Below are 22,156 nucleotides of genomic sequence, written 5' to 3'. Positions count from 1 at the left end.
GAGACCTCAAGTGAGCCAGTTCCACATGCCTCAGTCGCGGTACGTGCTGCCGTCGTTCGTCGAGCGCACCAGCTACGGCATGAAGGAGTCGAACCCGTACAACAAGCTGTTCGAGGAGCGCATCATCTTCCTCGGCGTGCAGGTTGACGACGCTTCGGCCAACGACGTCATGGCGCAGCTGCTGGTCCTCGAGTCCGAGGACCCGGACCGCGACATCCTGATGTACATCAACTCGCCGGGTGGCTCGTTCACCTCGCTGATGGCCATCTACGACACCATGCAGTTCGTCCGCCCGGACATCCAGACGTACTGCCTCGGCCAGGCCGCCTCGGCCGCCGCGGTGCTGCTGGCCGCCGGCACCCCCGGCAAGCGCCACGCGCTGCCGAACGCGCGAATCCTGATCCACCAGCCCTCCATGGAGGGCGCGTACGGTCAGGTGTCCGACCTGGAGATCCAGTCGAACGAGATCCAGCGCGTGCGCCGCCTGATGGAGACCACCCTCGCGCGGCACACGAACCGGACGGCAGAGGAGGTCCGCGAGAGCATCGAGCGCGACCGCATCCTCACGGCCGAGGAGGCCAAGGAGTACGGCATCGTCGACTCGGTGCTGCCCTACCGCAAGCTTTCCGCCAAGTCCTGACACGCGTGTTCCCGAGGGCTGGGAAGGCCCGGCCCTCGGGAGAACGCGTACCGACACGCCCGGGAAGACCAGGTGTCTGGCCTGATCGGCGCGTCGGGGGACGCTGGTCCTCCCCTGAAACGGGGTGGGCCAGGTACCGTCAGTGCAACGGGCTCAGCACCCACAGCCAGTGGGACTGCCACAGCAAGTCAGCAGGCGCACTACAGCAGGTGTGCGCCGGAGGGGACATAGGTCAGCGGTCATGGCGCGTATCGGTGACGGCGGCGACTTGCTGAAGTGCTCTTTCTGCGGAAAGAGCCAGAAGCAGGTGAAGAAACTCATCGCCGGCCCCGGCGTCTACATCTGCGATGAGTGCATCGATCTCTGCAACGAGATCATCGAGGAGGAGCTGGCCGAAGCCGGCGACGTGAAGCTCGACGAGCTGCCGAAGCCCGCCGAGATCCACGAGTTCCTCGACCAGTACGTCATCGGCCAGTCCGAGGCGAAGCGGACCCTCTCGGTCGCTGTCTACAACCACTACAAGCGCATCCAGGCGGGCGACCGCGGGCGCGAGGGTCGTGACGACGGCGTCGAGCTGGCGAAGTCGAACATCCTCATGCTCGGGCCGACGGGCTGCGGCAAGACCTACCTCGCGCAGACGCTCGCGAAGATGCTGAACGTGCCGTTCGCCATCGCCGACGCGACGGCGCTGACGGAGGCCGGGTACGTCGGTGAGGACGTCGAGAACATCCTCCTGAAGCTCATCCAGGCCGCCGACTACGACGTCAAGCGCGCCGAGACGGGCATCATCTACATCGACGAGGTCGACAAGATCGCTCGGAAGAGTGAAAACCCGTCGATCACGCGCGACGTCTCCGGCGAGGGCGTGCAGCAGGCGCTGCTGAAGATCCTGGAAGGCACCACCGCATCGGTGCCCCCGCAGGGCGGCCGCAAGCACCCGCACCAGGAGTTCATCCAGATCGACACGACGAACGTGCTGTTCATCGTGGCCGGTGCGTTCGCGGGTCTCGAGAAGATCATCCAGGACCGGGTCGGCAAGCGCGGCCTGGGCTTCGGCGCCGAGGTCCGTTCCAAGGCCGAGGTGGACGCGGCGGACTACTTCGCCGACTCCATGCCGGAGGACCTGATCAAGTTCGGCCTGATCCCCGAGTTCATCGGGCGTCTGCCGATGGTCGCCTCCGTCACGAACCTCGACAAGCCGTCGCTGGTGATGATCCTCACCGAGCCGAAGAACGCCCTGGTGAAGCAGTACCAGAAGCTCTTCGAGATGGACGGCGTCGAGCTCGAGTTCACCAAGACCGCGCTCGAAGCGGTCGCCGACCAGGCGATCCTGCGCGGCACCGGTGCCCGAGGCCTGCGCGCGATCATGGAGGAGGTCCTGCTCCCGGTGATGTACGACATCCCGAGCCGCACGGACGTCGCCAAGGTCGTCATCACCGAGCAGACGGTGAAGGAGAACGTGAACCCGACGATCGTCGCCCGGCAGCCCTCGCGCCGCGAACGGCGGGAGAAGTCGGCTTAGGTTCCACGCTCGACAAGGGGCGCCGGTGATCTCACCGGCGCCCCTTTCGGCGTTCCGGGGACCGTCGACTCCGCGCGTCACGCCACTACGCTGAAGTCATGTCGCTGCCCCACGTGCTCCTGCTCCACGGCTACACCGGTTCCGGCCCCGGCCACTGGCAGCGCTGGCTCGCCCAGACCGTGTCCGAGCACGGCGGCCTCGCCGACCTGCCGCACTTCAGCGACCCCGACGCGCCCGACCGCGACACGTGGCTGCGCGAGCTCGACACCCACCTCGAAGCGCTGTCCACCGACCGCGAACGCGTCGTCGTGGCGCACTCGCTCGGCTGTCACCTCTGGCTGCACCACGCGGCCAGGGAGAACATCGTCCACGTCGACCGCGTGCTGCTCGTGGCCCCGCCGGCCGTCGACCACCCCGAGCCCGCCATCAGGTCGTTCCTGCCGTCTCCGCTCGACCCCGCGAACCTGCGCCGCGCCGCCACCGACACCCGCCTCGTCGTGGGCGAGGGCGACCCGCACTGCTCGATGGAGGCCGCCAAGCAGCTCGGCGAGGCCCTGCGGATCGAGGTCGACGTCCTGCCGGGGGCGGCGCACATCAACATCGACGCGGGCTACGGGGAGTGGCCCGCGGTGCTCAAGTGGGTGCGGTCGAAGACCGTGCCGCTCTCGCCGCGCTAGCGACAACTCCTGGGGGAAAGATGATCGAACTGGACGCGCTGGTCGCCGAGCACGGCGTCGTCGGCGCTCAGGTCGCCGTGCTGCACGACGGCGCCATCACCGACGTGGCGGCCGGTGTGCTGAACAACGTCACCGGCGAGGAGGTGACGACGGACTCGATCTTCCAGATCGGGTCGATCACCAAGGTCTGGACGGCCACCCTCGTCCAGGAACTGGTGAACGAGGGCCTGCTGGACCTCGACCGGCCGGTGCGCGACGTGCTGCCGGAGTTCCGGCTCGCCGACGAGCAGGCCGCACGGGTCATCACGCCGCGGCACCTCCTCACGCACACCGCGGGTTTCGACGGCGATCTCTTCCACGACACCGGCAACGGCCCCGACATGCTCGCGAGGTACCTCGAGCGGATGGCGGACACCGAGCAGCGGACGCGGCCCGGTGAGCTCTACACGTACTGCAACAGCGGGTTCGTGGTGCTCGGCCGGATCGTTGAGGTGCTGCGCGGCGGGCGTTTCACCACCGTTCTCCGCGAACGGCTCATCGATCGGCTCGGTCTGCGGACCGCCGCCGTCAGCCACGCCGAGTACGCCCACCGGAGGTGCGCGTCCGGGCACCTCGGCGAGGAGCTGGAGCCCGTCGAGAAGCCGATGGCCGAGGGAGACACCCCGGCGGGTTCGGTGCTCGCGATGAGCGGGCGGGACCTGCTCGAGTTCGTGCGGATGCACCTCGGCACGACCGAGTTCGACGCGATGCGCGAGACCCAGGTCGTGCCGCCGGACTTCGGCCAGGGCGGCCGGCAGGGCCTCGGCTGGGCGCTGCACGACTACGACGGCGGCGTCACCGGCCTCGGTCACAACGGGACCACCAGGGGCTTCCAGGCCCACCTGAGGGTCGTGCCGAGCGCCGGTCTCGCCGTCGCCGTCCTCACCAACGGCGGCGACTCCCTGCCACTGGCCAGAGAGGTGTTCCGGCAGGCGCTGGGAGAGCACGCCGGCGTCAGCCTGCGTCCGCTCCCCGAGCCGCCCGCGAGCCCCGTCCCGATCGCGGTGGACCGCGTCGTCGGGGTCTACCGGTCCGCGGGGATCGACATCCACGTCACGGACGGTGGCGACGGGCGGGTGAAGCTGAGGTACGAGCGCCGCGACGACACCTTCAAGGGACTGATCGACGAAACCGAGCGCGAGTTCACCGCGTTGCGAGAGGACGCCCTCGTCGCTGTCGAGGCACAAGGCGGCTACCACTCGGTGCTCGTCCTGTGCGGGAGTGACGAGCTGGGCCGGGTGAAGTGGCTGCACTTCGGGCGTGCGGCGAGCCGGATCTAGACGGCGCGCTTGGCGTACTTGGCGAGGAACTGCACGACGTCGGGCGTCACCTTCCGGTACAGCCCGTCGTCGTGACCGCCCGTCTTCACCGTGCCCACCTCGGGCCGCACCTCGCGGATGAACCGGCGGGTGCCCTCGATGAACCTGTCGCGGTCGCCGATCCACACGCCGAGCGCGGTCGGGCCGGTCGACCTCGGGTGGCGCAGCGGGTCGAGCGCGGCCCACTCGGCCTCGTTCCTGAACGCGCGGCGCTTGGCCATCTCCGGCCACGTCGTGATCAGGCCGGGGGAGATGGCGGCGGCGGCCGCGACCGGGTCGCCGCGCTCGGCACGGCGGCGCGCGTAGAGCAGCGAGCCGAAGCCGCCCATCGACACGCCCGTGACCGCGAACGGTTCGCCGTAGCCGCGTTCCTTGAGCCAGCGCGGGACCTCGTCGAGCAGCATCGCCATCGGGTCGTCGCCCGGGACGTTCTCGTGCCAGTAGTTGTCGCCGCCGTCGACGGCCACGAAGCCGAACGCCGGGACCGACCGCTTCGCCACGGCGGCGGTCAGCACCTCGGGGAGGTTGCCGACGGCGGCGTGCCGGGCGTCGCCGTGCAGGCCGTGCAGCAGGATCGACATCGGCAGGCCGCGGGGGTTGGCGCCGGTCGGGATGTGGAAGGCGAGGGTGACCTCGCGGTGGCGGGCCGCCGAGTACACGCGCTCGTAGCGGATCGTCGGCTTCACGGCGGGAACGGTCCTGACGCCGTCCGCGGTGGCGATCTGCTGCTCCGTGGTGGACGACGACACGTACGTCGCGCCGCCCGCGGCAGTGGCGATGACCACGCCGATCGCCGCCAGCAGGGTGCGGCGGCTGTACCTCGGTTCCCCCATGCTCACCTCATCGCGCGGGCACCGTCCCCCGTTTCCACCTAGAGGACGGAACGCACGCGCAACCAGGACAGTTCCTCGTCGGAGAACCCCAGCCACCTCAGCACGGCGTCATTGTGCGCGCCCAGCGCCGGAACCGCACCGGGCGACCACTCGAACCCGGCTACGGGCGGTGGCAGCATCCGTGCCGTTCCGCCGGGAACGCGCACGTCAACCCATGTGTCGAGCTGCGGGTGGGAGGGCAGGTCGGTGATCGGGCGGGTCAGCGCGGCGGGCACGTCGGCGCGGTCCAGGGCGGCCAGCGACTCGGTCGCGGTGAGTCCGGAAAAGGCCTGTTCGAGCAGTTCCTGGAGCTCGCCGCGGTGCTCGACGCGGGAGGCCACTGTGGCGAACCTCTCCTGCGGGGCGAGACCGATCAGCTCGCACAGCCGTTGCCACTGCCCGTCGTTCTGCACGGCGAGGTGCACCGTGCCGTCCGCGCACGCCACCGGTCCGTACGGCGCGATGCTCGGGTGGTGCGCGCCGGACCGCGGAGCCGCGGCGCCCGTTCCGGCGGCGTAGAGCACCGGCTGGTGCATCCACTCGGCCATCGCCTCGAACAGCGACAGCCGCAGCCGCACGCCGGCGCCCGTCCGGGAACGCTGCAGCAACGCCGCCAGGACCGCCGCCTGCAGCTGGACGCCCGCCGCGATGTCCGCGACCGAGATGCCGGCCCGCGCCACCACGTCGCCCTCGCCGGTCAGCGACACGAGCCCCGCCTCGGACTGCACCAGCGCGTCGAACGCCTTGCGGTCCGCGTACGGGCCGTCCCAGCCGTAGCCGGACATCTCGCCGACGATCAGCGACGGCGGCAGCTCCAGCGCGAGCCGGTCCCACACGCGCGGTGACAGGTTGCACAGCAGCACGTCCGCGCGGGCCAGGAGCCGGTCCAGCACCTCGCGGCCGTCCGGGTGGAAGAGGTCGAGGGACACCGACTCCTTGCCGGCGTTCGTCCACGCGAAGTACGACGACACCTCGCCGCACGCCGAGTCGTAGTGGCGGGCGAAGTCGCCGGTGCCGGGCCGTTCGACCTTGATGACGCGGGCGCCGAGGTCGGCCAGCAGGCGCGTCGCGTACGGCACGGCGACGGCCTGCTCCAGGCTCACCACCACGACGCCGTCAAGCGGTCTCAAGCACGCGCTCCCCACCGGTGTAGACGTTCATCGAGTCGCCGCGCAGGAAGCCGACGAGCGTCATGCCCTGCTCCTGCGCCAGCTCGACCGCGAGCGACGACGGTGCCGACACCGCCGCGAGCACCGGAATGCCGGCCATCGCGGCCTTCTGCACCAGCTCGAACGACGCACGCCCGGACACCATCAGCACCGCGCCGCGCACCGGTACGAGGTCCTGCAGCACCGCCCAGCCCAGCACCTTGTCGACGGCGTTGTGGCGGCCGACGTCCTCGCGTACGACCAGCGGCTCGCCGTTCACGAACAGCCCGGCCGCGTGCAGCCCGCCGGTGCTCTCGAAGACCTTCTGCCGTTCCCGCAACGCGTCGGGGAACCCCGTCAGCACCTCGGGGGCGACGCGCACCTCGTCCGCCGCGGGGGAGTAGCGGGTCTTGAGCTTCACGGCGTCCAGCGCGCCCTTGCCGCAGACCCCGCACGACGACGTGGTGTAGAAGTTGCGCTCCACGCCGGTGTCCGGCGGCGGCACGCCCTCGGCCAGCGCGAGGTCCAGCACGTTGTAGGTGTTCAGGCCGTCCGGGCCGGTGCCGTCGCAGTAGCGGGCGACCGCGACGTCCCGCGACGACCCGATCACGCCCTCGCTGAGCAGGAAGCCGTGGGCGAGCTCGACGTCGTGGCCGGGCGTGCGCATCGTGACGGCCAACGCCTTGCCGCCGACCCTCAGCTCCAGCGGTTCCTCGGCGGCGAGCGCGTCGACCCTGCGCCGCCGGCCGCTCGGCGACACCCGCTCGACCGCCCGGCGCACCGTCACTCGGCCCATGTGCACATCTCCTTCGGACCGCTATGTTCCCCACCGACCAGGCTACGTGGGAGGGATCTCGGGGCATGGACGACGTCGTGATCGTGGGAGGCGGCCACAACGGGCTCGTGGCGGCCGCCTACCTCGCCCGTGCGGGCAAGTCGGTCAGGGTGCTGGAGAAGCTGCCGCACGCCGGCGGCGCGGCGGTGAGCGCGTCGCCGTGGGAGGGCGTCGACGCGCGGCTCTCGCGGTTCTCCTACCTGGTGTCGCTGCTGCCGGACCGGATCGTGGCGGACCTCGGCCTGAACCTCGCGCTCCGGTCGCGCGCGGCCTCGTCCTACACGCCGGACGGCGCGGCCGGGCTGCTGGTCGAGCGCTCGCCGGGGGAGGCGACGAAGGCCTCGTTCCAGGCCGTGTGCGGCTCGCTCGGCGACTGGGAGCGGTGGCAGCGCTGGTACGCCGACCTGGAGCTGGTGGCGGGGGTGCTGGCGCCGACTCTCCTCCAGCCGCTGGTGTCACGGGAACACCTGCGCGCGCACGTCGACGCCGTGGCGGGCGGGAGGGTGTGGGAGCAGGTCTTCGAACGCCCGATCGGCGCGACCTTGCAGGAGCTCTTCGAGAACGACCTGGTGCGCGGGGTCGTCGCCACGGACGCGTTGATCGGCACGCACTCGTCGCTGCAGTCGTTGCGCGCCAACAGGTGCTTCCTCTACCACGTGATCGGCAACGGCACCGGCGAGTGGAAGGTCCCGGTCGGCGGCATGGGCGCCGTCACCGCCGAGCTCGAACGGGTCGCGCGCGAGGCCGGTGCGCGGATCGTCACCGGTGCCGAGGTGACGTCGGTCGAGTCGGACGGGAAGACGGCGTCCGTCACGTACGGCGACACGGCGGTGGAGGCCCGGTTCGTGCTGTCCAACGTGGCCCCGTCGGTGCTGGGACGGTTGCGGGGCAACGAGGTCCACGACGAGCCGGGCTGCCAGCTGAAGATCAACATGCTGCTGCGCAGGCTGCCGGAGCTCAAGTCCGGCGTGGACGCGCGGCTGGCGTTCGCCGGCACGTTCCACCTCGACGAGTCCTACGACCAGCTGGAGACCGCGTACCGGGAGAGCGCCGCCGGTCGGGTGCCGTCGGTGCTGCCCGGCGAGATGTACTGCCACTCGCTGACCGACCCGTCCATCCTCGGGCCGTCCCTGGCGGGCCACGAGACGCTGACGCTGTTCGGGCTGCACCTGCCCGCCTCGCTCTTCGAGGGCCGCAACGCCGAGCTGCGAGACGAACTGGTCGGGCGCTACCTCGACCAGCTCAACGCCCACCTCGTCGAGCCGGTCCAGGACTGCCTGGCGGTCGACGCCGGGGGCAAGCCGTGCATCGAGGCCCGCACCCCGCTGGACCTGGAGGCCGAGCTGGGCCTGCCGGGCGGCAACATCTTCCACGGGGAGCTCGACTGGCCGTTCGCCGAGAACGACGACGAGATCGGCAAGTGGGGCGTGGAGACCGACGTCGACAACGTGTTCCTCTGCGGTGCGGGCTCCCGGCGCGGTGGTGGCGTGAGCGGCATCGGCGGCCACAACGCGGCGCGTGCGGTGCTCGAACGCTCCTGAGACATGTGTGATGACGCCCGTCGTCATCTCTGGTTACAGTTGGCGGCGTGGGGGACTTCTACGGAATCGCCGAGATCGCCGACGCGATGGGGCTCAGCCGGCAGCTGGTGGCGGTCTGGCGCAAGCGCCGCTCGCACGGCATCCCCGAACCGGACGCGGAGCTCGCGTCCGGCCCGATCTGGCGCCGCGAGACCGTCGAGCCGTGGATCGAGCGCACGCGCGGCCGCCTCGGCCTGGCGGGCACCCGCGAGTCCGCGAGCAGGAGTCTGAGGCTGCGCACGTGCCGTCGTGTGCTGCGGCTGGCGGCGTTGATGCTGGAGGAGCCGCAACGCCCGCGCGTGCTCAACGAGGCCGCGGACCAGTTGCGCGACCTGATCCACGAGGTCGACCAGTCCGCGGACGACGTCGTCGGCGCGCTGCTGCGTGAACTCATCGAACCCGTGCGCGACCCCGACGTACCCGCCGAGCTGCTGCGCGTGCCGGTCATCGAGTCGTTGCCACTCGTCACCGCCGTGGCGCGCAACTCGCCGGACTGGTGACTGCCACCTGGGGTTTTACATATCAAGGAACCTTGCTAAAGGTTATTGATACGCGTGCGGTGATGTCATGACCGACGCTCCCATCACCGACCCCAAAGCGCTCCGGGCGCTGTCGCACCCGTTCCGGTGGAAGGTGCTCCAGTTGCTCACCGAGGAGGGGCCGCAGACCGCGACCCAGTGCTCGGCGGCCCTCGGTGAGAGCGTCGCGAGCTGCTCGTACCACCTGAACATGCTGGCCAAGTACGGCTTCGTCGAAGAGGTCGAGGGTCCCGGCAGGCAGAAGCCCTGGAAGGTCGTCCCGAAGCGCCAGTCCATCTCGTCGGAGGGGCTGGAGGGCGAGGCCGCGATGGCGGCCGAGGCGGCGTCGATGGCCTACCTGGACCAGGAGTTCGAACGCATCCGGTCACGCCTGCGCCAGTTCGACCACCTGTCCGAGGAGTGGCGTCAGGTGGTCGGCACCGAGGGCACGGTCAAGTTCGTCACCGCGGAAGAGGCCGTCGCCCTCGTCAAGGAGCTTCAGGCGCTGCTGGACAAGTACGACGAGCGCCGGCTGAACCCCGAACTCCGTCCCGAAGGGGCCCGGGCGGTCCGGTTCTTCCTGAGCCACACGGTCTCGCCCGACTAGCGGAAACCAGCTCGAAGGAGAACTCACGTGATCTCGCACCACCAGGCGTTTGCTATCGCGAAGTACCGGCAGCGGGACTTCGAGGCCGACGCGGCCGCGCGCCGGCTCGTGAAGAAGACCGAGGAGGACGTCGAGGCCGAACCCGAACGACGCCGCTTACGGCTGTTCGTCCGGGTCCGGCACGCCTGATCAGGCCGCGGGCTCCAGGCGCACGATCACCGACTTGGAGGTCGGCGTCCCGGAGATGTCCGCCTTGGAGTCCAGTGGCACCAACGGGTTCGCCTCCGGGAAGTACGTCGCCGCGCACCCGCGCGCGGTCGGGTACGAGACGATCCGGAACGACTCGGCGCGGCGTTCGACGACGCCCGTCGGGTCGTCCTTCCACTCCGACACGAGGTCGACCATCTGGCCGTCGGAGAACCCGAGCTCCTTGAGGTCGTCGGGGTTCACGAACACCACCCGACGGCCGTCCTTCACGCCGCGGTAGCGGTCGTCCAGACCGTAGATCGTGGTGTTGTACTGGTCGTGGCTGCGCAGGGTCTGCATCAGCAGGCGCCCCTGCGGCACCTCGATGACGGTCAGCTCGTTCGCCGTGAAGTTCGCCTTGCCGGTCGCCGTCGCGAACTCCTGCGAGTCGCGCGGCGGGTGCGGCAGCACGAAACCGTCGGGCCGGCGCACCCGCGTGTTGTAGTCGGCGCAGCCCGGCACGACGCGCGCGATGTGCTCGCGGATGACGTCGTAGTCCTTCTCGAACTCCTCCCACGCCACGGGGTGCGAGGCGCCGAGCGTCTTGCGCGCGAGCCGGCAGACGATCGAGACCTCGGACAGCAACCGGTCCGAGGCGGGCGCGAGCCGGCCACGGGAGCGGTGCACGACCGACATCGAGTCCTCGACCGTCACGAACTGCTCGCCCGAGTGCTGCACGTCGCTCTCCGTGCGGCCGAGGGCGGGCAGGATCAGCGCCGTCCTGCCGTGGACCACGTGCGAGCGGTTGAGCTTGGTGGAGACGTGCACCGTGAGCGAGCACTGCTCCAGCGCCTTCTCGGTCACCGGGGTGTCCGGGGTGGCGCTGACGAAGTTGCCGCCCATCGCGATGAACACCTTGCCGCGGCCGTGGCGCATCGCGTTGATGGCGTCGACGGTGTCGTAGCCGTGCTTGCGCGGCACCGTGATGCCGAACTCGTTCTCCAGCGCCTTCAGGAAGAACTCGGGCATCTTCTCGTAGATGCCCATCGTCCGGTCGCCCTGGACGTTCGAGTGGCCGCGCACCGGGCACAGGCCCGCGCCCGGCTTGCCGATCATGCCGCGCAGGAACATGACGTTGGCGATCTCGCGGATCGTCGGCACGCTGTGCTTGTGCTGCGTGAGGCCCATCGCCCAGCAGGCGATCGTGGCCTTCGAGTCGACGAACATGCCGGCCACGCGGGTGATCTGCTCGCGCGTCAGGCCGGTCGCGGTGAGCACGCGGTCCCAGTCGAGTTCGCGCAGGCTCTCGGCGTAGGCCTCGAAGCCGTGCGTCTTGGACTCGACGAACGCCTTGTCGACCTTGTCCCACCGCAGCAGCAGGTGCCCGACCGCCTGGAACAGCGCCTGGTCGCCGCCGACCTTGATCTGCACGAACTCGTCGGACAGCGCGGTGCCCTTCCCGACGACACCGGCGACGTTCTGCGGGTTCTTGAACCGCATCAGGCCCGCCTCCGGCAGCGGGTTGATCGCGATGATCTTCGCGCCGTTCTTCTTGGCGTCCTCGAGCGCGCTGAGCATGCGCGGGTGGTTCGTGCCGGGGTTCTGGCCGATGACCACGATGAGGTCGGCGAGGTCGAAGTCCTTGATCGACACCGAGCCCTTGCCGATGCCGATGGTCTCGTTGAGCGCCGACCCGGACGACTCGTGGCACATGTTCGAGCAGTCCGGCAGGTTGTTCGTGCCGAACGAGCGGACCAGCAGCTGGTAGAGGAACGCGGCCTCGTTGCTGGTGCGGCCGGAGGTGTAGAAGATCGCCTCGTCCGGGGACGACAACGCTGTCAGCTCGTCGGCGATGAGCGTGAACGCCTCGTCCCAGCCGATCGGTGCGTAGTGCGTGGCACCGGGCCGCAGCACCATCGGTTCGGTGAGCCGGCCCTGCTGGCCGAGCCAGTAGTCGGTCTTCGTGCGCATGCTCGCGACGGGGTGCTCGGCGAAGAACTCCCGGCCGATCCGCCGCTTCGTGGCTTCCTCCGCGACGGCCTTCGCGCCGTTCTCGCAGAACTCCGCCATCTTGCGGTGGCCCTGCGGCTCGGGCCACGCGCAGCCGGGGCAGTCGAAACCTTCGCGCTGGTTGAGCAGCCGCAACGTCTTGACCGTGCGCCCGACACCCATCTGCTCGACAGCGCGGTCGAGCGACACGAGCACACCGGGAATCCCCGCGGCCCAGGTCTTGGGGGTGCTGACTTCGATCGCGGACTCGTCGACGTCGTGCTGCGGGGGCTTGCTGCTCATACGTCCATTGAACGCCGATCGACGTCGGCGCCGCCAGCGCCCCCGAAGAACGCGGCGGCGCCGTCGCCACGGGCCCCAAGGGGTTGAACGGTCCGTGACGGTCAATTGTGATCGCCGTCACTCATTCCCGGCACCTCTGAACGAGTGATCGGTCGCGGCGGCCAGGCGCTCCGCCCCGAACCCGCGGCCGTCGGCTCGTTAGCAGGTATCTCGGTGTAAGTCGATAGCCAGCCCTCCGTAGACTTCACCGCTGTGACTGAACTCGACACCGCAACCCAGCGTCCCGACCTCCCCGCCGCGTGGACTCCGGCGGAGGTAGAGGCGGAGCTGTACCAGCGGTGGCTCGACCGGCGGTACTTCGAGGCGGACGTCAAGAGCGACAAGCCGCCGTTCACGATCGTGCTGCCCCCGCCGAACGTCACCGGCAGCCTGCACATGGGCCACGCCATGAACCACAGCGTCATGGACGCGCTGTCGCGGCGCCGCCGCATGCAGGGCTACGAGGTCCTGTGGCTGCCGGGCATGGACCACGCCGGCATCGCGACGCAGAACTCCGTCGAACGCGACCTCGCGAAGCAGGGCCTGTCGCGGCACGACCTCGGGCGCGAGAAGTTCGTCGAGCGCGTCTGGGAGTGGAAAGAGGAGTACGGCGGCAAGATCCTCGACCAGATGAAGCGGCTCGGCGACGGCATCGACTGGTCGCGCGAGCGCTTCACCATGGACGAGGGGCTGTCGCGCGCCGTCCAGACGATCTTCAAGAAGATGTACGACGACGGCCTGATCTACCGGGCCGAGCGGATCATCAACTGGTGCCCGCGCTGCCAGACGGCGCTCTCCGACGTCGAGGTCAACCACAACGACGACGACGGCGAGCTCGTCTCGATCCGCTACGGCGACGGGGAGAACTCGATCGTCGTCGCGACCACCCGCGCCGAGACGATGCTGGGCGACACCGCGGTCGCCGTCCACCCGGACGACGAGCGCTACCGGCACCTCATCGGCACCGAGGTCGAGCTGCCGCTGACCGGCCGCCGCATCCCGATCGTCGCCGACACCCACGTCGACCCGGCGTTCGGCACGGGCGCCGTCAAGGTCACGCCCGCGCACGACCCGAACGACTTCGAGATCGGCCAGCGCCACAACCTGCCGAACCTCACGATCATGGACGGGCGCGCGACCATCACCGCGAACGGCCCGTTCCTCGGTCTCGACCGGTTCGAGGCGCGCCCGGCGATCGTCGCCGCGCTGCGCGCGGAAGGCCGGATCGTCGCGGAGAAGCGGCCGTACGTCCACGCCGTCGGCCACTGCTCGCGGTGCGACACGGTCGTCGAGCCGCGCCTGTCGCTGCAGTGGTGGGTCAAGGTCGAGTCGCTGGCCGCCGAGGCCTCCGCCGCCGTCCGCGACGGCCGCACCAAGATCCACCCGCCGGAGATGAACAAGCGGTACTTCGACTGGGTCGACAACCTGCACGACTGGTGCATCTCGCGCCAGCTGTGGTGGGGCCACCGCATCCCGGTCTTCTACGGTCCGGACGGCGAGGTCGTCTGCGTCGGACCGGACGACGAGGTGCCGACCGGCGAGGGCTGGCACCAGGACGAGGACGTCCTCGACACGTGGTTCTCCTCGGGCCTGTGGCCGTTCTCGACGCTCGGCTGGCCGGAGTCCAGTGAGGACCTGGAGAAGTTCTACCCGACGTCCGTGCTGTCCACCGGCTACGACATCATCTTCTTCTGGGTCGCCAGGATGATGCTGCTCGGCCTGTACGCGATGGACGGCGTGCAGCCGTTCAACGACGTCTTCCTGCACGGTCTGATCCGCGACCAGTTCGGCAAGAAGATGTCGAAGACCAAGGGCAACGGCATCGACCCGCTGGACTGGATGGAGCGCTACGGCGCGGACGCCACCCGGTTCACGCTGCTGCGCGGCACGAACCCCGGTTCGGACATGGCCGTCGCCGAGGAGTGGGCCGCCGGGTCCCGCAACTTCACCACGAAGCTGTGGAACGCCACCCGTTTCGCGCTGGCCAACGGCGCGACGGTCGCCCGTCCGCTGCCTCCGCGCGACGAGCTGACGGCGGCCGACCGCTGGATCCTCGACGAGCTCGACGCGTTGGTGTCCGCTGTGGACACGAACTTCGAGGCGTTCCAGTTCTCGCGTGCCTGCGAGGCGCTCTACAGCTTCACGTGGGACGAGTTCTGCGACTGGTACCTGGAGATCGCGAAGGTCCAGATCGCGGAGGGCCGCGCCGAGGCCACGCAGTCCGTCCTGGGCCACGTCCTCGACGTCCTGCTGCGCCTGCTGCACCCGGCGATCCCGTTCATCACCGAGACGCTGTGGACGTCGCTGACCGGCGGCGAGTCGCTCGTGGTCGCCGACTGGCCGAAGGCCTCCGGTGCCGAGCGGGACCTCGACGCGAAGGCCGAGGTCGAGGGCCTGAAGAAGCTCGCCACCGAGATCCGCCGGTTCCGCTCCGAGCAGGGCCTGAAGCCCGGTCAGAAGGTCGCGGGCAAGGTCCGCGGCGCGTGCTGCGTCGGCCTCACCGACCAGGTCCCGTCGGTGCGTTCCCTGACGCGCCTGACCGAGCCGGGCGACGACTTCACCGTCTCGGCCACGCTCGAGGTCGGCCTGCCCAAGGGCGCGGTGAAGGTCGAGCTGGACCTGTCCGGCGCGATCGACGTCGCGGCCGAGCGCAAGCGGCTCGCGAAGGACCTCGCGGCGGCGCAGAAGGAGCTCGACGGCACGACGAAGAAGCTCGGCAACGAGGCGTTCCTCGCCAAGGCGCCCGCCGACGTCAAGGCCAAGATCGAGGAGCGCAAGGCCGTGGCCGAGTCCGAGATCGCCCGCATCAACGAGCGCCTGGCCGCGCTGCCGGAGGCGTGAGCACGGTGGACACCAACCTCGACGAGTTCCTCGACGTCGAGAACGAGCTCAACCAGCGGTGGCCCGAGACCAAGCTCGAGCCGTCGCTGGAGCGGATCAAGGCGCTGGCCCACGTGCTGGGCGACCCGCAGACGTCGTACCCGGTCGTGCAGCTGACAGGCACGAACGGCAAGACGTCGACGTCGCGCATGGTCGACGCGCTTTTCACGCGCATCGGCCTGCGCACCGGCCGGTACACGAGCCCGCACCTGCAGCTGGCGACCGAGCGCATCAGCCTCGACAACCAGCCGATCTCGCCGGAGCGCTACGTCGAGGTCTACCGCGACATCGAGCCGTACGTCGCGATGGTGGACGCCCAGTCCGAGATCCGGATGAGCAAGTTCGAGGTGCTCACCGGCATGGCCTACGCGGCTTTCGCCGAAGCGCCGGCCGACGTCGCCGTGGTCGAGGTCGGCATGGGCGGCACGTGGGACGCGACGTCCATCGTGGACACCCGCGTCGCCGTGCTCACCCCGATCGGCGTCGACCACACCGAGTACCTGGGCAACCGTCCAGAGGACATCGCGGTGGAGAAGTCCGGCATCATCAAGCCGGGCTCCGTCGCGATCGTCGCCGAGCAGACCCCCGAAGTCATGAGGGTGATCCTCGAACGCGTCGCCGAGGTGGACGCGATGGTGGCCCGTTTCGGCAGCGAGTTCGGCGTCCTGACCAGGGCCGTCGCCGTGGGCGGCCAGATGATCACGCTGCAGGGCCTCGGAGGCGTCTACGAGGACGTCTTCCTGCCGCTGCACGGCGAACACCAGGCGAAGAACGCCGCGCTGGCGCTGGCCGCCGTCGAGGCGTTCTTCGGCGCCGGCCCCGAGCGCAAGATCGACATCGAGATGGTCCGCGAGGGCTTCGCCTCGGTGATCACGCCGGGCAGGCTGGAGCGCGTGCGTTCCGCGCCCAACGTCTTCGTCGACGCCGCGCACAACCCGCACGGCGCCGCGGCACTGGCGAAAGCCCTGGAGTCGGAGTTCGGCTTCCGCAAGCTCGTCGCCGTCGTCGCCGTCATGTCCGACAAGGACGCGGAGGGCATTCTCGCCGCGCTGGAACCGGTGGTGCAGGAACTGGTGATCACCACCAACTCCTCCTCGCGCGCGATGGACCCGGACGTCCTCGCGGGCCTGGCCGTCCCGATCTTCGGTGAGGACCGCTTCGAGGTGCGTCCCCGCCTGGTCGACGCCGTCGAGGAGGCCATCCACCTCATCGAGGACGAGCAGTCCGGCGGCGGCGTGATCATCACCGGCTCCGTCGTCACCGCGGGCGAGGCCCGCGCGCTGTTCGGGAAGGAACCGGCATGACCGCTCCGGCCCCTCTGAAGAAAGACCCGATGAAGGCGTTCCGCGGCATCATGGCCGGCACGCTGATCCTCGAGGTCATCGTCGTGGCCCTGGCCCTGCCGGTCATCGCGAAGCTGCACGGCGGCGTCACGTCGCTCGTCGGCTGGGTGGCGTTCGGCTTCATCGCGGTGTTCATCGCGATGTGCGCGTTCGTGCGCAAGCCGTGGGCCATCCCGACCGTGGTCGGCCTGCACGTGCTGCTGATCGCCTCGTGGCTGCTGTTGCCGGCCATGGGCGTGATCGGCGTGATCTTCGGGCTGGTGTGGGCCTATCTGCTGTGGCTGCGGCGGGATCTGCTCAAGCGCATGGCGCAGGGGCGGTTGCCGGCGCAGCAGCAGGAGGAGGAGTCGGAGCAGGCGCCGAAGCCCGAGTGAGCCGGTCCGGCTCCTCGCACCCCGGAAGGGGCCTGACCCCGCGCCCACGTGGCCAGGCCCCGGCGCCTACTTCTTGCTGAGCTCCTCCTGCCCCTTCTCGTAGCTCTCGTCCCAGTTCGCGCCTTCCTTGAAAGCCTCGGAGGCACCGGTCCGGCCGAGCGAGATGGGCTTGATGGTGTCCGCGAACCCGTCACGGCCGCGCGGCGCCATGATGTCGTCGACCCGGTTCGCCGCGTTCTTCGCCGCGTCGTTGCCGAACGTCAGCTTGTCGCGGATGGCGTTGTTGGCGCTGGAGAAGCCGTCCTCGATCTGCCTGACCGAGGAGTGGTTCCTGCCGATCGCGCGGCCGACGTCCTTGGCCTTGCGGCCGATGTTCACGGCGGCCTTCGCGAGCGCGTCGGACACGCCCTTGAGGTTGTCGAACTTGCGGACGGCCTGGGCGAGCTTCATGAGCAGCTTGCTGACCTTGCCCGCGATCTTGCCCGCGGTCGACGCCGCGCGGGCCACGGCCCAGCCGGTGAAGGCGGCGATCGAGGCGCCGAAGCTGCACCAGCTCGTCGCGAGCGCGGTCACGGCGGCGATGATGAACTCCGCGACGACGTCCGCCACGATGTCGCGGATGATGCCGCGCACCGCCGCGACCAGGACGCCCGTGCCGCGGATGCCCGTGGCGACCGCGTTCGCGGCACCTTCCAGCGCCTTGACCTGCTCGGCGAGGGTGGCGGCCGCCTTGCGGTAGCCGTCGCCGGACTGGCCGGTCCACGTGCCGGTCTGGCTGGTCGCGGCCTGCGCGTAGTCGTTGCCGACCTTCGCGCACGCCTTGGCGACCTCGCCCCAGGCGGCCGCGACGACGTTGATCGCGCCGGGGTCGCCGGCGAGGTCGTCGAGCGGCTCCTTGAGGAACGACACGTGCTCGATCAGCCAGCCGATGCCCGCGCCGACGAGCGTGCCGAGCGGGTTCGCGACGAAGCCGAGCACGTCGAGTCCCAGCGCGACACCGTCGAAGGCCCAGTCACTGGGGTTGTTGAAGTCTTCCGCGCACTTCCAGACGGTGTCGACGATCCGCGCACCGTCGGTCGCGTTGTCCGCACTGACGTCGAGAACCATCACTCACCCCTGGTACTTCGCGAAGAGCTTCGCGTGGTCGTCGTCGGTCTGGCGGGTGGCGTCGGCGCAGTCGCGCAACGCGTCGGCGACGTCGGGCAGCGCGTTCGCCAGCTCGTTGATCGAGTTCGCGATCGCCGCGATGTGGATGCGCACCGGCACGCTGAAGACCTGGCCGATGATCCCGTACGTCTCGACGCCGAGGTCGACGCTCTGACCGCGCGCGGCGGCGTTCGTGAGCTCCATGCCCATCGACTGCACGTTGCCGGCGTGGTTCACCACGTCGGCGGGCACCATTGCGAATTCTGACACCGGGACCCCTTACCGGTAGATCGTGCCGAACGGCTCGTCGTCGTCCGGGCGAGCCGGACGCTGACGCTGCTGCGGTTGCTGCTCCTCGGTCTCCTCCGGCTGCTGCGCCGCGGTGACCTGGTCGCGCAGGAAGTCCATCGCGGACGTGCCGCCGATCAACGGCTGCATCGTCGCCTCCATCTGCCCCGCGACGGCCGCGTGCGCCCTGCCGACCGTCTCGGTGATCAGGGCGGCGAGCTGCTCGTGCGACATCCGCATCGCCGCGGGCGTCAGGCTCAGCTTCTCGAGCCGGCCGCCCGGCGCCATCCTGACCGTGACCGCGCGGTCGGGGCTGCTCACGTCCGCGCGCAACGCCTTGAGCTGGGCCTGCGTCTCCTCGGCTCTGCGCTGGATGTCACCGACCCGGCGCATGTACTCCTCGAGACGCTGCTGCCCAGCACCCAGTTCTGCGGAAGTCATGCCCCGTGAGACTGCCGCGGCCGCCTCCCGGTTCCCGCTACTCGCGGACCAGTTGCGCGACCACGTCCTTTGCGGACTGCCGGGTGGAGGCCACGACCGCGAGGACCGCCAGCAGCACGAGCGCGTCCCGGCTGCCCGCGAGCCACACGAGCGGCGGCGCGTCTCCCACGGCCAGGACCACTTCCACCACCGCCCACACGACGAGGGCGGCGAGCAACGCCGTCGGCACCCAGCTGCTTCCGCCGCTGGGCACCGGCTTCTTCCCGTCGAGGTAGGACTGTCCATACCGGACGACCCGCGCGGCGTCCCTGTGCACGTTCTCCGCGATCAGCCCGATCACCGCCGCCACCAGCACCGCGAACCCGGCCAGCACCCCCGACGGCAGGTCGACGAGCCAGGCCTCCTCGAGCTGGGGCCACGGCGACGCGAACGCCCCCACCCGCCGAGGCGCGTCGAAGAACGGCATGGACGCCAGACCCTCCGCCGCGGCCGTCGCGAGCCCGAGCCACGCCAGCAAGCGCAACCTGCGCACCCGCCGCGTGACCGGCGTGTTCCTGACGTCCTCCTCGGTCAGAGGCCACTTCTCGTCCGGCTTCGGCGTCTTGCGCCCGGGAACGAGGGACAGCACCGCCGCCACGGCGAACCACAGCGCCAGCAACCCGAGCGCCACCGCCAGGAGCGGTCCCGCGAGGAACCACCGCGCGCTGTCGTTCACCCCGGCGTCCCTGGTGGACCGGAAGACGGCGACCTCGCGCGCACCGGGCTCCAGCTGCCCCGGCGGGAACGCGACCCGCTCGGTGCTCCCGTCCTCCCACCGCACGTCCGCGTCGCAGCCGTGGCTCGTGCCGACGCCCCACCTGCCGACCGGCCCGTGCTCGGTGCAGGACACGACCGCGGCGGTGCCGGTCTGCCGCGCCTCCACCGCGCCGAGCAGGACGTCGGTGGTCCGGATCGTCGTGGCGAGCGCCAGGAAGGCGAAGACCGCGGCCAGCAGGAAGGCGAGTGCGCGCACGGGCACACCCTAGACAGAACGCACGCGCGGTCGGTGACGAATTGTTCGACGTCGGCGGAATGCGCCGGAGAACGGCGCGAATCGCACTTCGGCCGTTCACTCGAACGTGCTTCGAAACCGGGACGAGGCCTGTGGCCTGGCGCTATGCTCCGAGACGCACGAATCTGCAGGGGGAGGGCACTGGGGATGAGCGGAACCAAGGTCGATCTCGAGACGCTGCGCGCTGCCATCAAGGAGTACGAGTCCATCCGCGACGACCTGATCCAGGCGAAGACGACCGGCCAGGCGCTGATCGCCGTCAAGGGTGCGGGCCGTGACGTGCCGAGCCAGGTCTACGCGAACTGGGCCGTCAACGCGGGCGCGATGCACCAGCAGTCGAACCAGCAGCTGCAGGACACGCTGACCACGCGCATCGACAACCTGAAGGCCACCCTCGCCCAGTACGAGCAGACCGAGCAGGGCAACCAGGCGAACTTCAAGCCGTGAGGACTGAGCAGTTGCGCATCCGATCCATCGTCGCCGGAGTCGCGGCACTCGCGTTGCTGACGGGGTGCGGCACCAGCGGCGGGACCACCGGCACGCCCACCGGCGCCACCCCGCCGCCGAGCTCCGGTGCCGGGGCGCCGAAGGTGCGGAACCCGCTGGACCTGAAGGCCTTCGAGGCCGACCCGTGCAGCGCGTTCACGCCCGCCCAGGCGGAGGCCTACGGCCTGCCCGGCGTCGCGGGCAAGAAGAACCCGACCTCGCCCGGCCCGGGGTGCGACTGGCTCGGCGCGAGCACCCCGGCGAAGGCGTCACCCGGCCTGGTGATCCTCCCCGAGGGCACGAACCTCGAGTCGGTGTACGGCAACAAGGACAACGGGACCTACGCGGTGTTCGAACCGCGGCCCGACGTCCAGGGCTACCCCGCCGTCCTCACCCTCCCCGTGGACCAGCGCCCGAGCGGCAGCTGCACGATCGTCGTCGGCGTGTCCGACGCCAGGGCCGTTCTCTTCGACTTCCAGAGCGTCAAGGGCAGTTCCCGGCTCGCGGACCCGTGCGGCGCGGTCACCGAGTTCGCGAACCTCGTCCTCACCACCATGAAGGCAGGTGCGAAATGACACAGCCCGCGCCCAGCTGCTACACCCAGGACAACACGAGAGCCGACGGCCTCTCGGGTCACCAGATCCACCACCTGATGACCACGGGACCCGGTACGGGCAGCGCGCAGGCCGGTGCCAACGCCGCCGCCGCCCTGGAGTCCGCCTACGCCTCGATCGAGGCCAGGCTCAAGCGGGTCGGCGAAACCCTAGGCGAGGCGTGGGCCGGTGCCAGCGCGGACGCCGCCCAGGCCGCCGGCAACCCGATCAACCAGGCGATGGTGCAGATGCAGGACGCGCTGCGCCAGGCCGACACCTCGCTGTCGAACCAGGTCTACCAGTTCAACTACAACAAGAACCAGCTCAAGGACATGCCGGAGCAGAAGCCCGACACGGGCTTCTGGGACGACGTGACGCCCTGGGACACCGACACCGAAGACGCGGTCAACAGCTACAACTCGCAGGAAGCCCACAACCGCCGGATCTACAGCGAGTTCCAGAGCGCCTCGAACACCAACCGCGGTGAGCTGCCCAAGGAGTTCCCCGGCGTCACGGCCGACACGCTCAACGTCGAGGTGATCAACACCGGCGGCGACAACGGCGACGACAAGAGCGCCGACGTCAGCAACTCGAGCGTCGGCGGCAAGAACCCCGGCACGAGCTCCACCGGTTCCACCCAGAGCCCGACCGGCTCCGCCTGGACGCCGCCGAGCAGCACCGGTGGCGATCAGACCACCGCCAGCTGGACCGACGGCACGGGCACGTCCGGCACGGGTGGCACCGGCAAGCCGGGCGACACCCCCGGCATCGGCAAGCCGCCGGTCGGCAGCGTGATCGAGCGGCCGCCGAACACCGGCCTGCCGCCCATCGGCGTGCCGGTCGGTCCCGGTCTCGGCGGGGGCGGCGGCCGCGGGACGGCGGGCGGCCCCGGCGGTCCCGCCGGAGCGGGCGCCGCCAGGTTCGGTGGTGGGGGTGCGGGCGGCTCGGGTGGCGCGGGCAGGTTCGGCGGCGGCGGTCTCGGTGGCGGCAGCGGCACCGGAACGGGCAGCGGCACGTCCGCGCAGCAGCCCGGCGGCAAGGCCGGTGTGTTCGGCGGCATGGGCGAGGGCCAGAACGCCGGTGCGCGCGGTGGCGCCGCGGCGGGTGCCGCGGGCCGTGCCGGTGCGGCCGGCATGGGCGCGATGGGTGGTCACGGCCAGAAGGGCCAGGGCGAGGACGACCTGGAGCACAAGTCCGCCGACTACCTCATCACCGAGGAGAACACGAACGAGATCATCGGTGACATGCCGATGGTCGCACCGCCGACGATCGGGGGGTGA

22 protein-coding genes are annotated in these 22,156 nt (G+C 70.2%); 14 read left to right on the top strand and 8 right to left on the bottom strand.

The window, feature by feature from the left end; all coding sequences use genetic code 11:
- Positions 1-25: 25 nt before the first annotated feature.
- The 4 genes from V1227_RS20630 (at position 26) to V1227_RS20615 (ending at position 4,158) form a co-directional block, all read left to right on the top strand.
- Entirely contained in the window at positions 26-640 is a 615-nt protein-coding gene (locus V1227_RS20630; protein ID WP_236223015.1) for an ATP-dependent Clp protease proteolytic subunit, read from the top strand.
- A 241-nt stretch (positions 641-881) separates the two neighbouring features.
- The gene (clpX, locus tag V1227_RS20625; RefSeq protein ID WP_090100149.1) at positions 882-2,162 is read left to right on the top strand and encodes an ATP-dependent Clp protease ATP-binding subunit ClpX; all 1,281 of its coding nucleotides are present in this window, start codon (positions 882-884) and stop codon (positions 2,160-2,162) included.
- 98 nt (positions 2,163-2,260) lie between these two features.
- The gene (locus V1227_RS20620; protein ID WP_329787232.1) at positions 2,261-2,839 is read left to right on the top strand and encodes an RBBP9/YdeN family alpha/beta hydrolase; all 579 of its coding nucleotides are present in this window, start codon (positions 2,261-2,263) and stop codon (positions 2,837-2,839) included.
- 20 nt (positions 2,840-2,859) lie between these two features.
- Positions 2,860-4,158, top strand: coding sequence for a serine hydrolase domain-containing protein (locus V1227_RS20615; protein ID WP_329787231.1), 1,299 nt, complete (start codon positions 2,860-2,862; stop codon positions 4,156-4,158).
- Here V1227_RS20615 and V1227_RS20610 read toward each other — a convergent pair.
- From V1227_RS20610 to fdhD, 3 genes are read right to left on the bottom strand one after another with little or no spacing between them, the layout of a single operon-like run.
- Positions 4,155-5,030, bottom strand: a complete 876-nt coding sequence (locus V1227_RS20610; protein ID WP_329787230.1) for an alpha/beta hydrolase — start codon at positions 5,028-5,030, stop codon at positions 4,155-4,157. The two genes, V1227_RS20615 and V1227_RS20610, sit on opposite strands and share 4 nt — an antisense overlap.
- A gap of 38 nt (positions 5,031-5,068) precedes the next feature.
- Complete coding sequence (locus tag V1227_RS20605; protein ID WP_329787229.1) at positions 5,069-6,199, bottom strand: CaiB/BaiF CoA transferase family protein; 1,131 nt, start codon at positions 6,197-6,199, stop codon at positions 5,069-5,071.
- Positions 6,186-7,013, bottom strand: coding sequence for a formate dehydrogenase accessory sulfurtransferase FdhD (fdhD, locus tag V1227_RS20600; RefSeq protein WP_329787228.1), 828 nt, complete (start codon positions 7,011-7,013; stop codon positions 6,186-6,188). Before fdhD ends, V1227_RS20605 begins: the two co-directional genes overlap by 14 nt.
- 65 nt (positions 7,014-7,078) lie before the next feature.
- Between fdhD and V1227_RS20595 the strand changes: the two genes are divergently transcribed.
- The 4 genes from V1227_RS20595 (at position 7,079) to V1227_RS20580 (ending at position 9,946) form a co-directional block, all read left to right on the top strand.
- Positions 7,079-8,593, top strand: a complete 1,515-nt coding sequence (locus V1227_RS20595) for a phytoene desaturase family protein (protein WP_329787227.1) — start codon at positions 7,079-7,081, stop codon at positions 8,591-8,593.
- A gap of 47 nt (positions 8,594-8,640) precedes the next feature.
- Positions 8,641-9,132 carry a hypothetical protein gene (locus tag V1227_RS20590; protein ID WP_089922227.1) on the top strand — a complete coding sequence of 164 codons (492 nt, stop codon included), beginning with the start codon at positions 8,641-8,643 and terminating at the stop codon, positions 9,130-9,132.
- Positions 9,133-9,199: 67 nt separating this feature from the next.
- The gene (locus V1227_RS20585; protein ID WP_329787226.1) at positions 9,200-9,757 is read left to right on the top strand and encodes a winged helix-turn-helix domain-containing protein; all 558 of its coding nucleotides are present in this window, start codon (positions 9,200-9,202) and stop codon (positions 9,755-9,757) included.
- A 27-nt stretch (positions 9,758-9,784) separates the two neighbouring features.
- The gene (locus V1227_RS20580) at positions 9,785-9,946 is read left to right on the top strand and encodes a hypothetical protein (protein WP_329787225.1); all 162 of its coding nucleotides are present in this window, start codon (positions 9,785-9,787) and stop codon (positions 9,944-9,946) included.
- Here V1227_RS20580 and V1227_RS20575 read toward each other — a convergent pair whose 3' ends face one another.
- Positions 9,947-12,235: an FdhF/YdeP family oxidoreductase gene (locus V1227_RS20575; RefSeq protein WP_329787224.1), complete on the bottom strand. Its 2,289-nt coding sequence runs from the start codon at positions 12,233-12,235 to the stop codon at positions 9,947-9,949.
- A 252-nt stretch (positions 12,236-12,487) separates the two neighbouring features.
- Here V1227_RS20575 and V1227_RS20570 point away from each other — a divergent pair, with 252 nt between their 5' ends.
- From V1227_RS20570 to V1227_RS20560, 3 genes are read left to right on the top strand one after another with little or no spacing between them, the layout of a single operon-like run.
- Positions 12,488-15,115 carry a valine--tRNA ligase gene (locus tag V1227_RS20570; RefSeq protein ID WP_329787223.1) on the top strand — a complete coding sequence of 876 codons (2,628 nt, stop codon included), beginning with the start codon at positions 12,488-12,490 and terminating at the stop codon, positions 15,113-15,115.
- Positions 15,112-16,458, top strand: coding sequence for a bifunctional tetrahydrofolate synthase/dihydrofolate synthase (gene folC, locus V1227_RS20565; protein ID WP_329787222.1), 1,347 nt, complete (start codon positions 15,112-15,114; stop codon positions 16,456-16,458). Before V1227_RS20570 ends, folC begins: the two co-directional genes overlap by 4 nt.
- Positions 16,455-16,871 (top strand): DUF4233 domain-containing protein, encoded by a 417-nt coding sequence (locus V1227_RS20560; protein WP_329787221.1) that lies wholly within the window; start codon positions 16,455-16,457, stop codon positions 16,869-16,871. The genes folC and V1227_RS20560 overlap by 4 nt, the downstream gene beginning before the upstream one ends.
- Before the next feature lie 66 nt (positions 16,872-16,937).
- Here the strand turns inward: V1227_RS20560 and V1227_RS20555 are convergent, their stop codons facing one another.
- From V1227_RS20555 to V1227_RS20540, 4 genes are read right to left on the bottom strand one after another with little or no spacing between them, the layout of a single operon-like run.
- Complete coding sequence (locus V1227_RS20555) at positions 16,938-17,978, bottom strand: WXG100-like domain-containing protein (RefSeq protein WP_329787220.1); 1,041 nt, start codon at positions 17,976-17,978, stop codon at positions 16,938-16,940.
- A gap of 3 nt (positions 17,979-17,981) precedes the next feature.
- Positions 17,982-18,287: a hypothetical protein gene (locus tag V1227_RS20550; RefSeq protein WP_236222929.1), complete on the bottom strand. Its 306-nt coding sequence runs from the start codon at positions 18,285-18,287 to the stop codon at positions 17,982-17,984.
- Positions 18,288-18,296: 9 nt separating this feature from the next.
- Positions 18,297-18,746: a YbaB/EbfC family nucleoid-associated protein gene (locus tag V1227_RS20545; RefSeq protein ID WP_236222931.1), complete on the bottom strand. Its 450-nt coding sequence runs from the start codon at positions 18,744-18,746 to the stop codon at positions 18,297-18,299.
- 37 nt (positions 18,747-18,783) lie between these two features.
- On the bottom strand, positions 18,784-19,758 hold the full coding sequence (locus tag V1227_RS20540; protein WP_329787219.1) for a DUF6346 domain-containing protein: 975 nt from the start codon (positions 19,756-19,758) through the stop codon (positions 18,784-18,786).
- Positions 19,759-19,944: 186 nt separating this feature from the next.
- Between V1227_RS20540 and V1227_RS20535 the strand changes: the two genes are divergently transcribed.
- The 3 genes from V1227_RS20535 to V1227_RS20525 are packed head-to-tail and all read left to right on the top strand — an operon-like array spanning position 19,945 to position 22,156.
- Positions 19,945-20,244 (top strand): PE domain-containing protein, encoded by a 300-nt coding sequence (locus V1227_RS20535; RefSeq protein WP_329787218.1) that lies wholly within the window; start codon positions 19,945-19,947, stop codon positions 20,242-20,244.
- Positions 20,245-20,255: 11 nt separating this feature from the next.
- A complete protein-coding gene (locus V1227_RS20530) occupies positions 20,256-20,858 on the top strand; it encodes a DUF3558 domain-containing protein (protein WP_329787217.1) in 603 nt (200 codons plus the stop codon).
- The gene (locus tag V1227_RS20525) at positions 20,855-22,156 is read left to right on the top strand and encodes a hypothetical protein (protein WP_329787216.1); all 1,302 of its coding nucleotides are present in this window, start codon (positions 20,855-20,857) and stop codon (positions 22,154-22,156) included. Before V1227_RS20530 ends, V1227_RS20525 begins: the two co-directional genes overlap by 4 nt.

Source organism: Lentzea sp. DG1S-22 (assembly GCF_036321065.1).
Taxonomy (GTDB): Bacteria; Actinomycetota; Actinomycetes; order Mycobacteriales; family Pseudonocardiaceae; genus Lentzea; species Lentzea jiangxiensis.
The sequence above is the reverse complement of the archived record's forward strand: the minus strand, read 5'-3'. Positions and strand labels throughout refer to the sequence as shown.

Excerpts from the sequence above, each read along its gene's own strand:
- V1227_RS20630 (WP_236223015.1), top strand. The coding sequence starts at position 26 with ATGCCTCAGTCGCGGTACGTGCTGCCGTCGTTCGTCGAGCGCACCAGC.
- clpX (WP_090100149.1), top strand. The coding sequence starts at position 882 with ATGGCGCGTATCGGTGACGGCGGCGACTTGCTGAAGTGCTCTTTCTGC.
- V1227_RS20620 (WP_329787232.1), top strand. The coding sequence starts at position 2,261 with ATGTCGCTGCCCCACGTGCTCCTGCTCCACGGCTACACCGGTTCCGGC.
- V1227_RS20615 (WP_329787231.1), top strand. The coding sequence starts at position 2,860 with ATGATCGAACTGGACGCGCTGGTCGCCGAGCACGGCGTCGTCGGCGCT.
- V1227_RS20610 (WP_329787230.1), bottom strand. The coding sequence starts at position 5,030 with ATGGGGGAACCGAGGTACAGCCGCCGCACCCTGCTGGCGGCGATCGGC.
- fdhD (WP_329787228.1), bottom strand. The coding sequence starts at position 7,013 with ATGGGCCGAGTGACGGTGCGCCGGGCGGTCGAGCGGGTGTCGCCGAGC.
- V1227_RS20595 (WP_329787227.1), top strand. The coding sequence starts at position 7,079 with ATGGACGACGTCGTGATCGTGGGAGGCGGCCACAACGGGCTCGTGGCG.
- V1227_RS20585 (WP_329787226.1), top strand. The coding sequence starts at position 9,200 with ATGACCGACGCTCCCATCACCGACCCCAAAGCGCTCCGGGCGCTGTCG.
- V1227_RS20575 (WP_329787224.1), bottom strand. The coding sequence starts at position 12,235 with ATGAGCAGCAAGCCCCCGCAGCACGACGTCGACGAGTCCGCGATCGAA.
- V1227_RS20560 (WP_329787221.1), top strand. The coding sequence starts at position 16,455 with ATGACCGCTCCGGCCCCTCTGAAGAAAGACCCGATGAAGGCGTTCCGC.
- V1227_RS20555 (WP_329787220.1), bottom strand. The coding sequence starts at position 17,978 with ATGGTTCTCGACGTCAGTGCGGACAACGCGACCGACGGTGCGCGGATC.
- V1227_RS20545 (WP_236222931.1), bottom strand. The coding sequence starts at position 18,746 with ATGACTTCCGCAGAACTGGGTGCTGGGCAGCAGCGTCTCGAGGAGTAC.
- V1227_RS20535 (WP_329787218.1), top strand. The coding sequence starts at position 19,945 with ATGAGCGGAACCAAGGTCGATCTCGAGACGCTGCGCGCTGCCATCAAG.
- V1227_RS20525 (WP_329787216.1), top strand. The coding sequence starts at position 20,855 with ATGACACAGCCCGCGCCCAGCTGCTACACCCAGGACAACACGAGAGCC.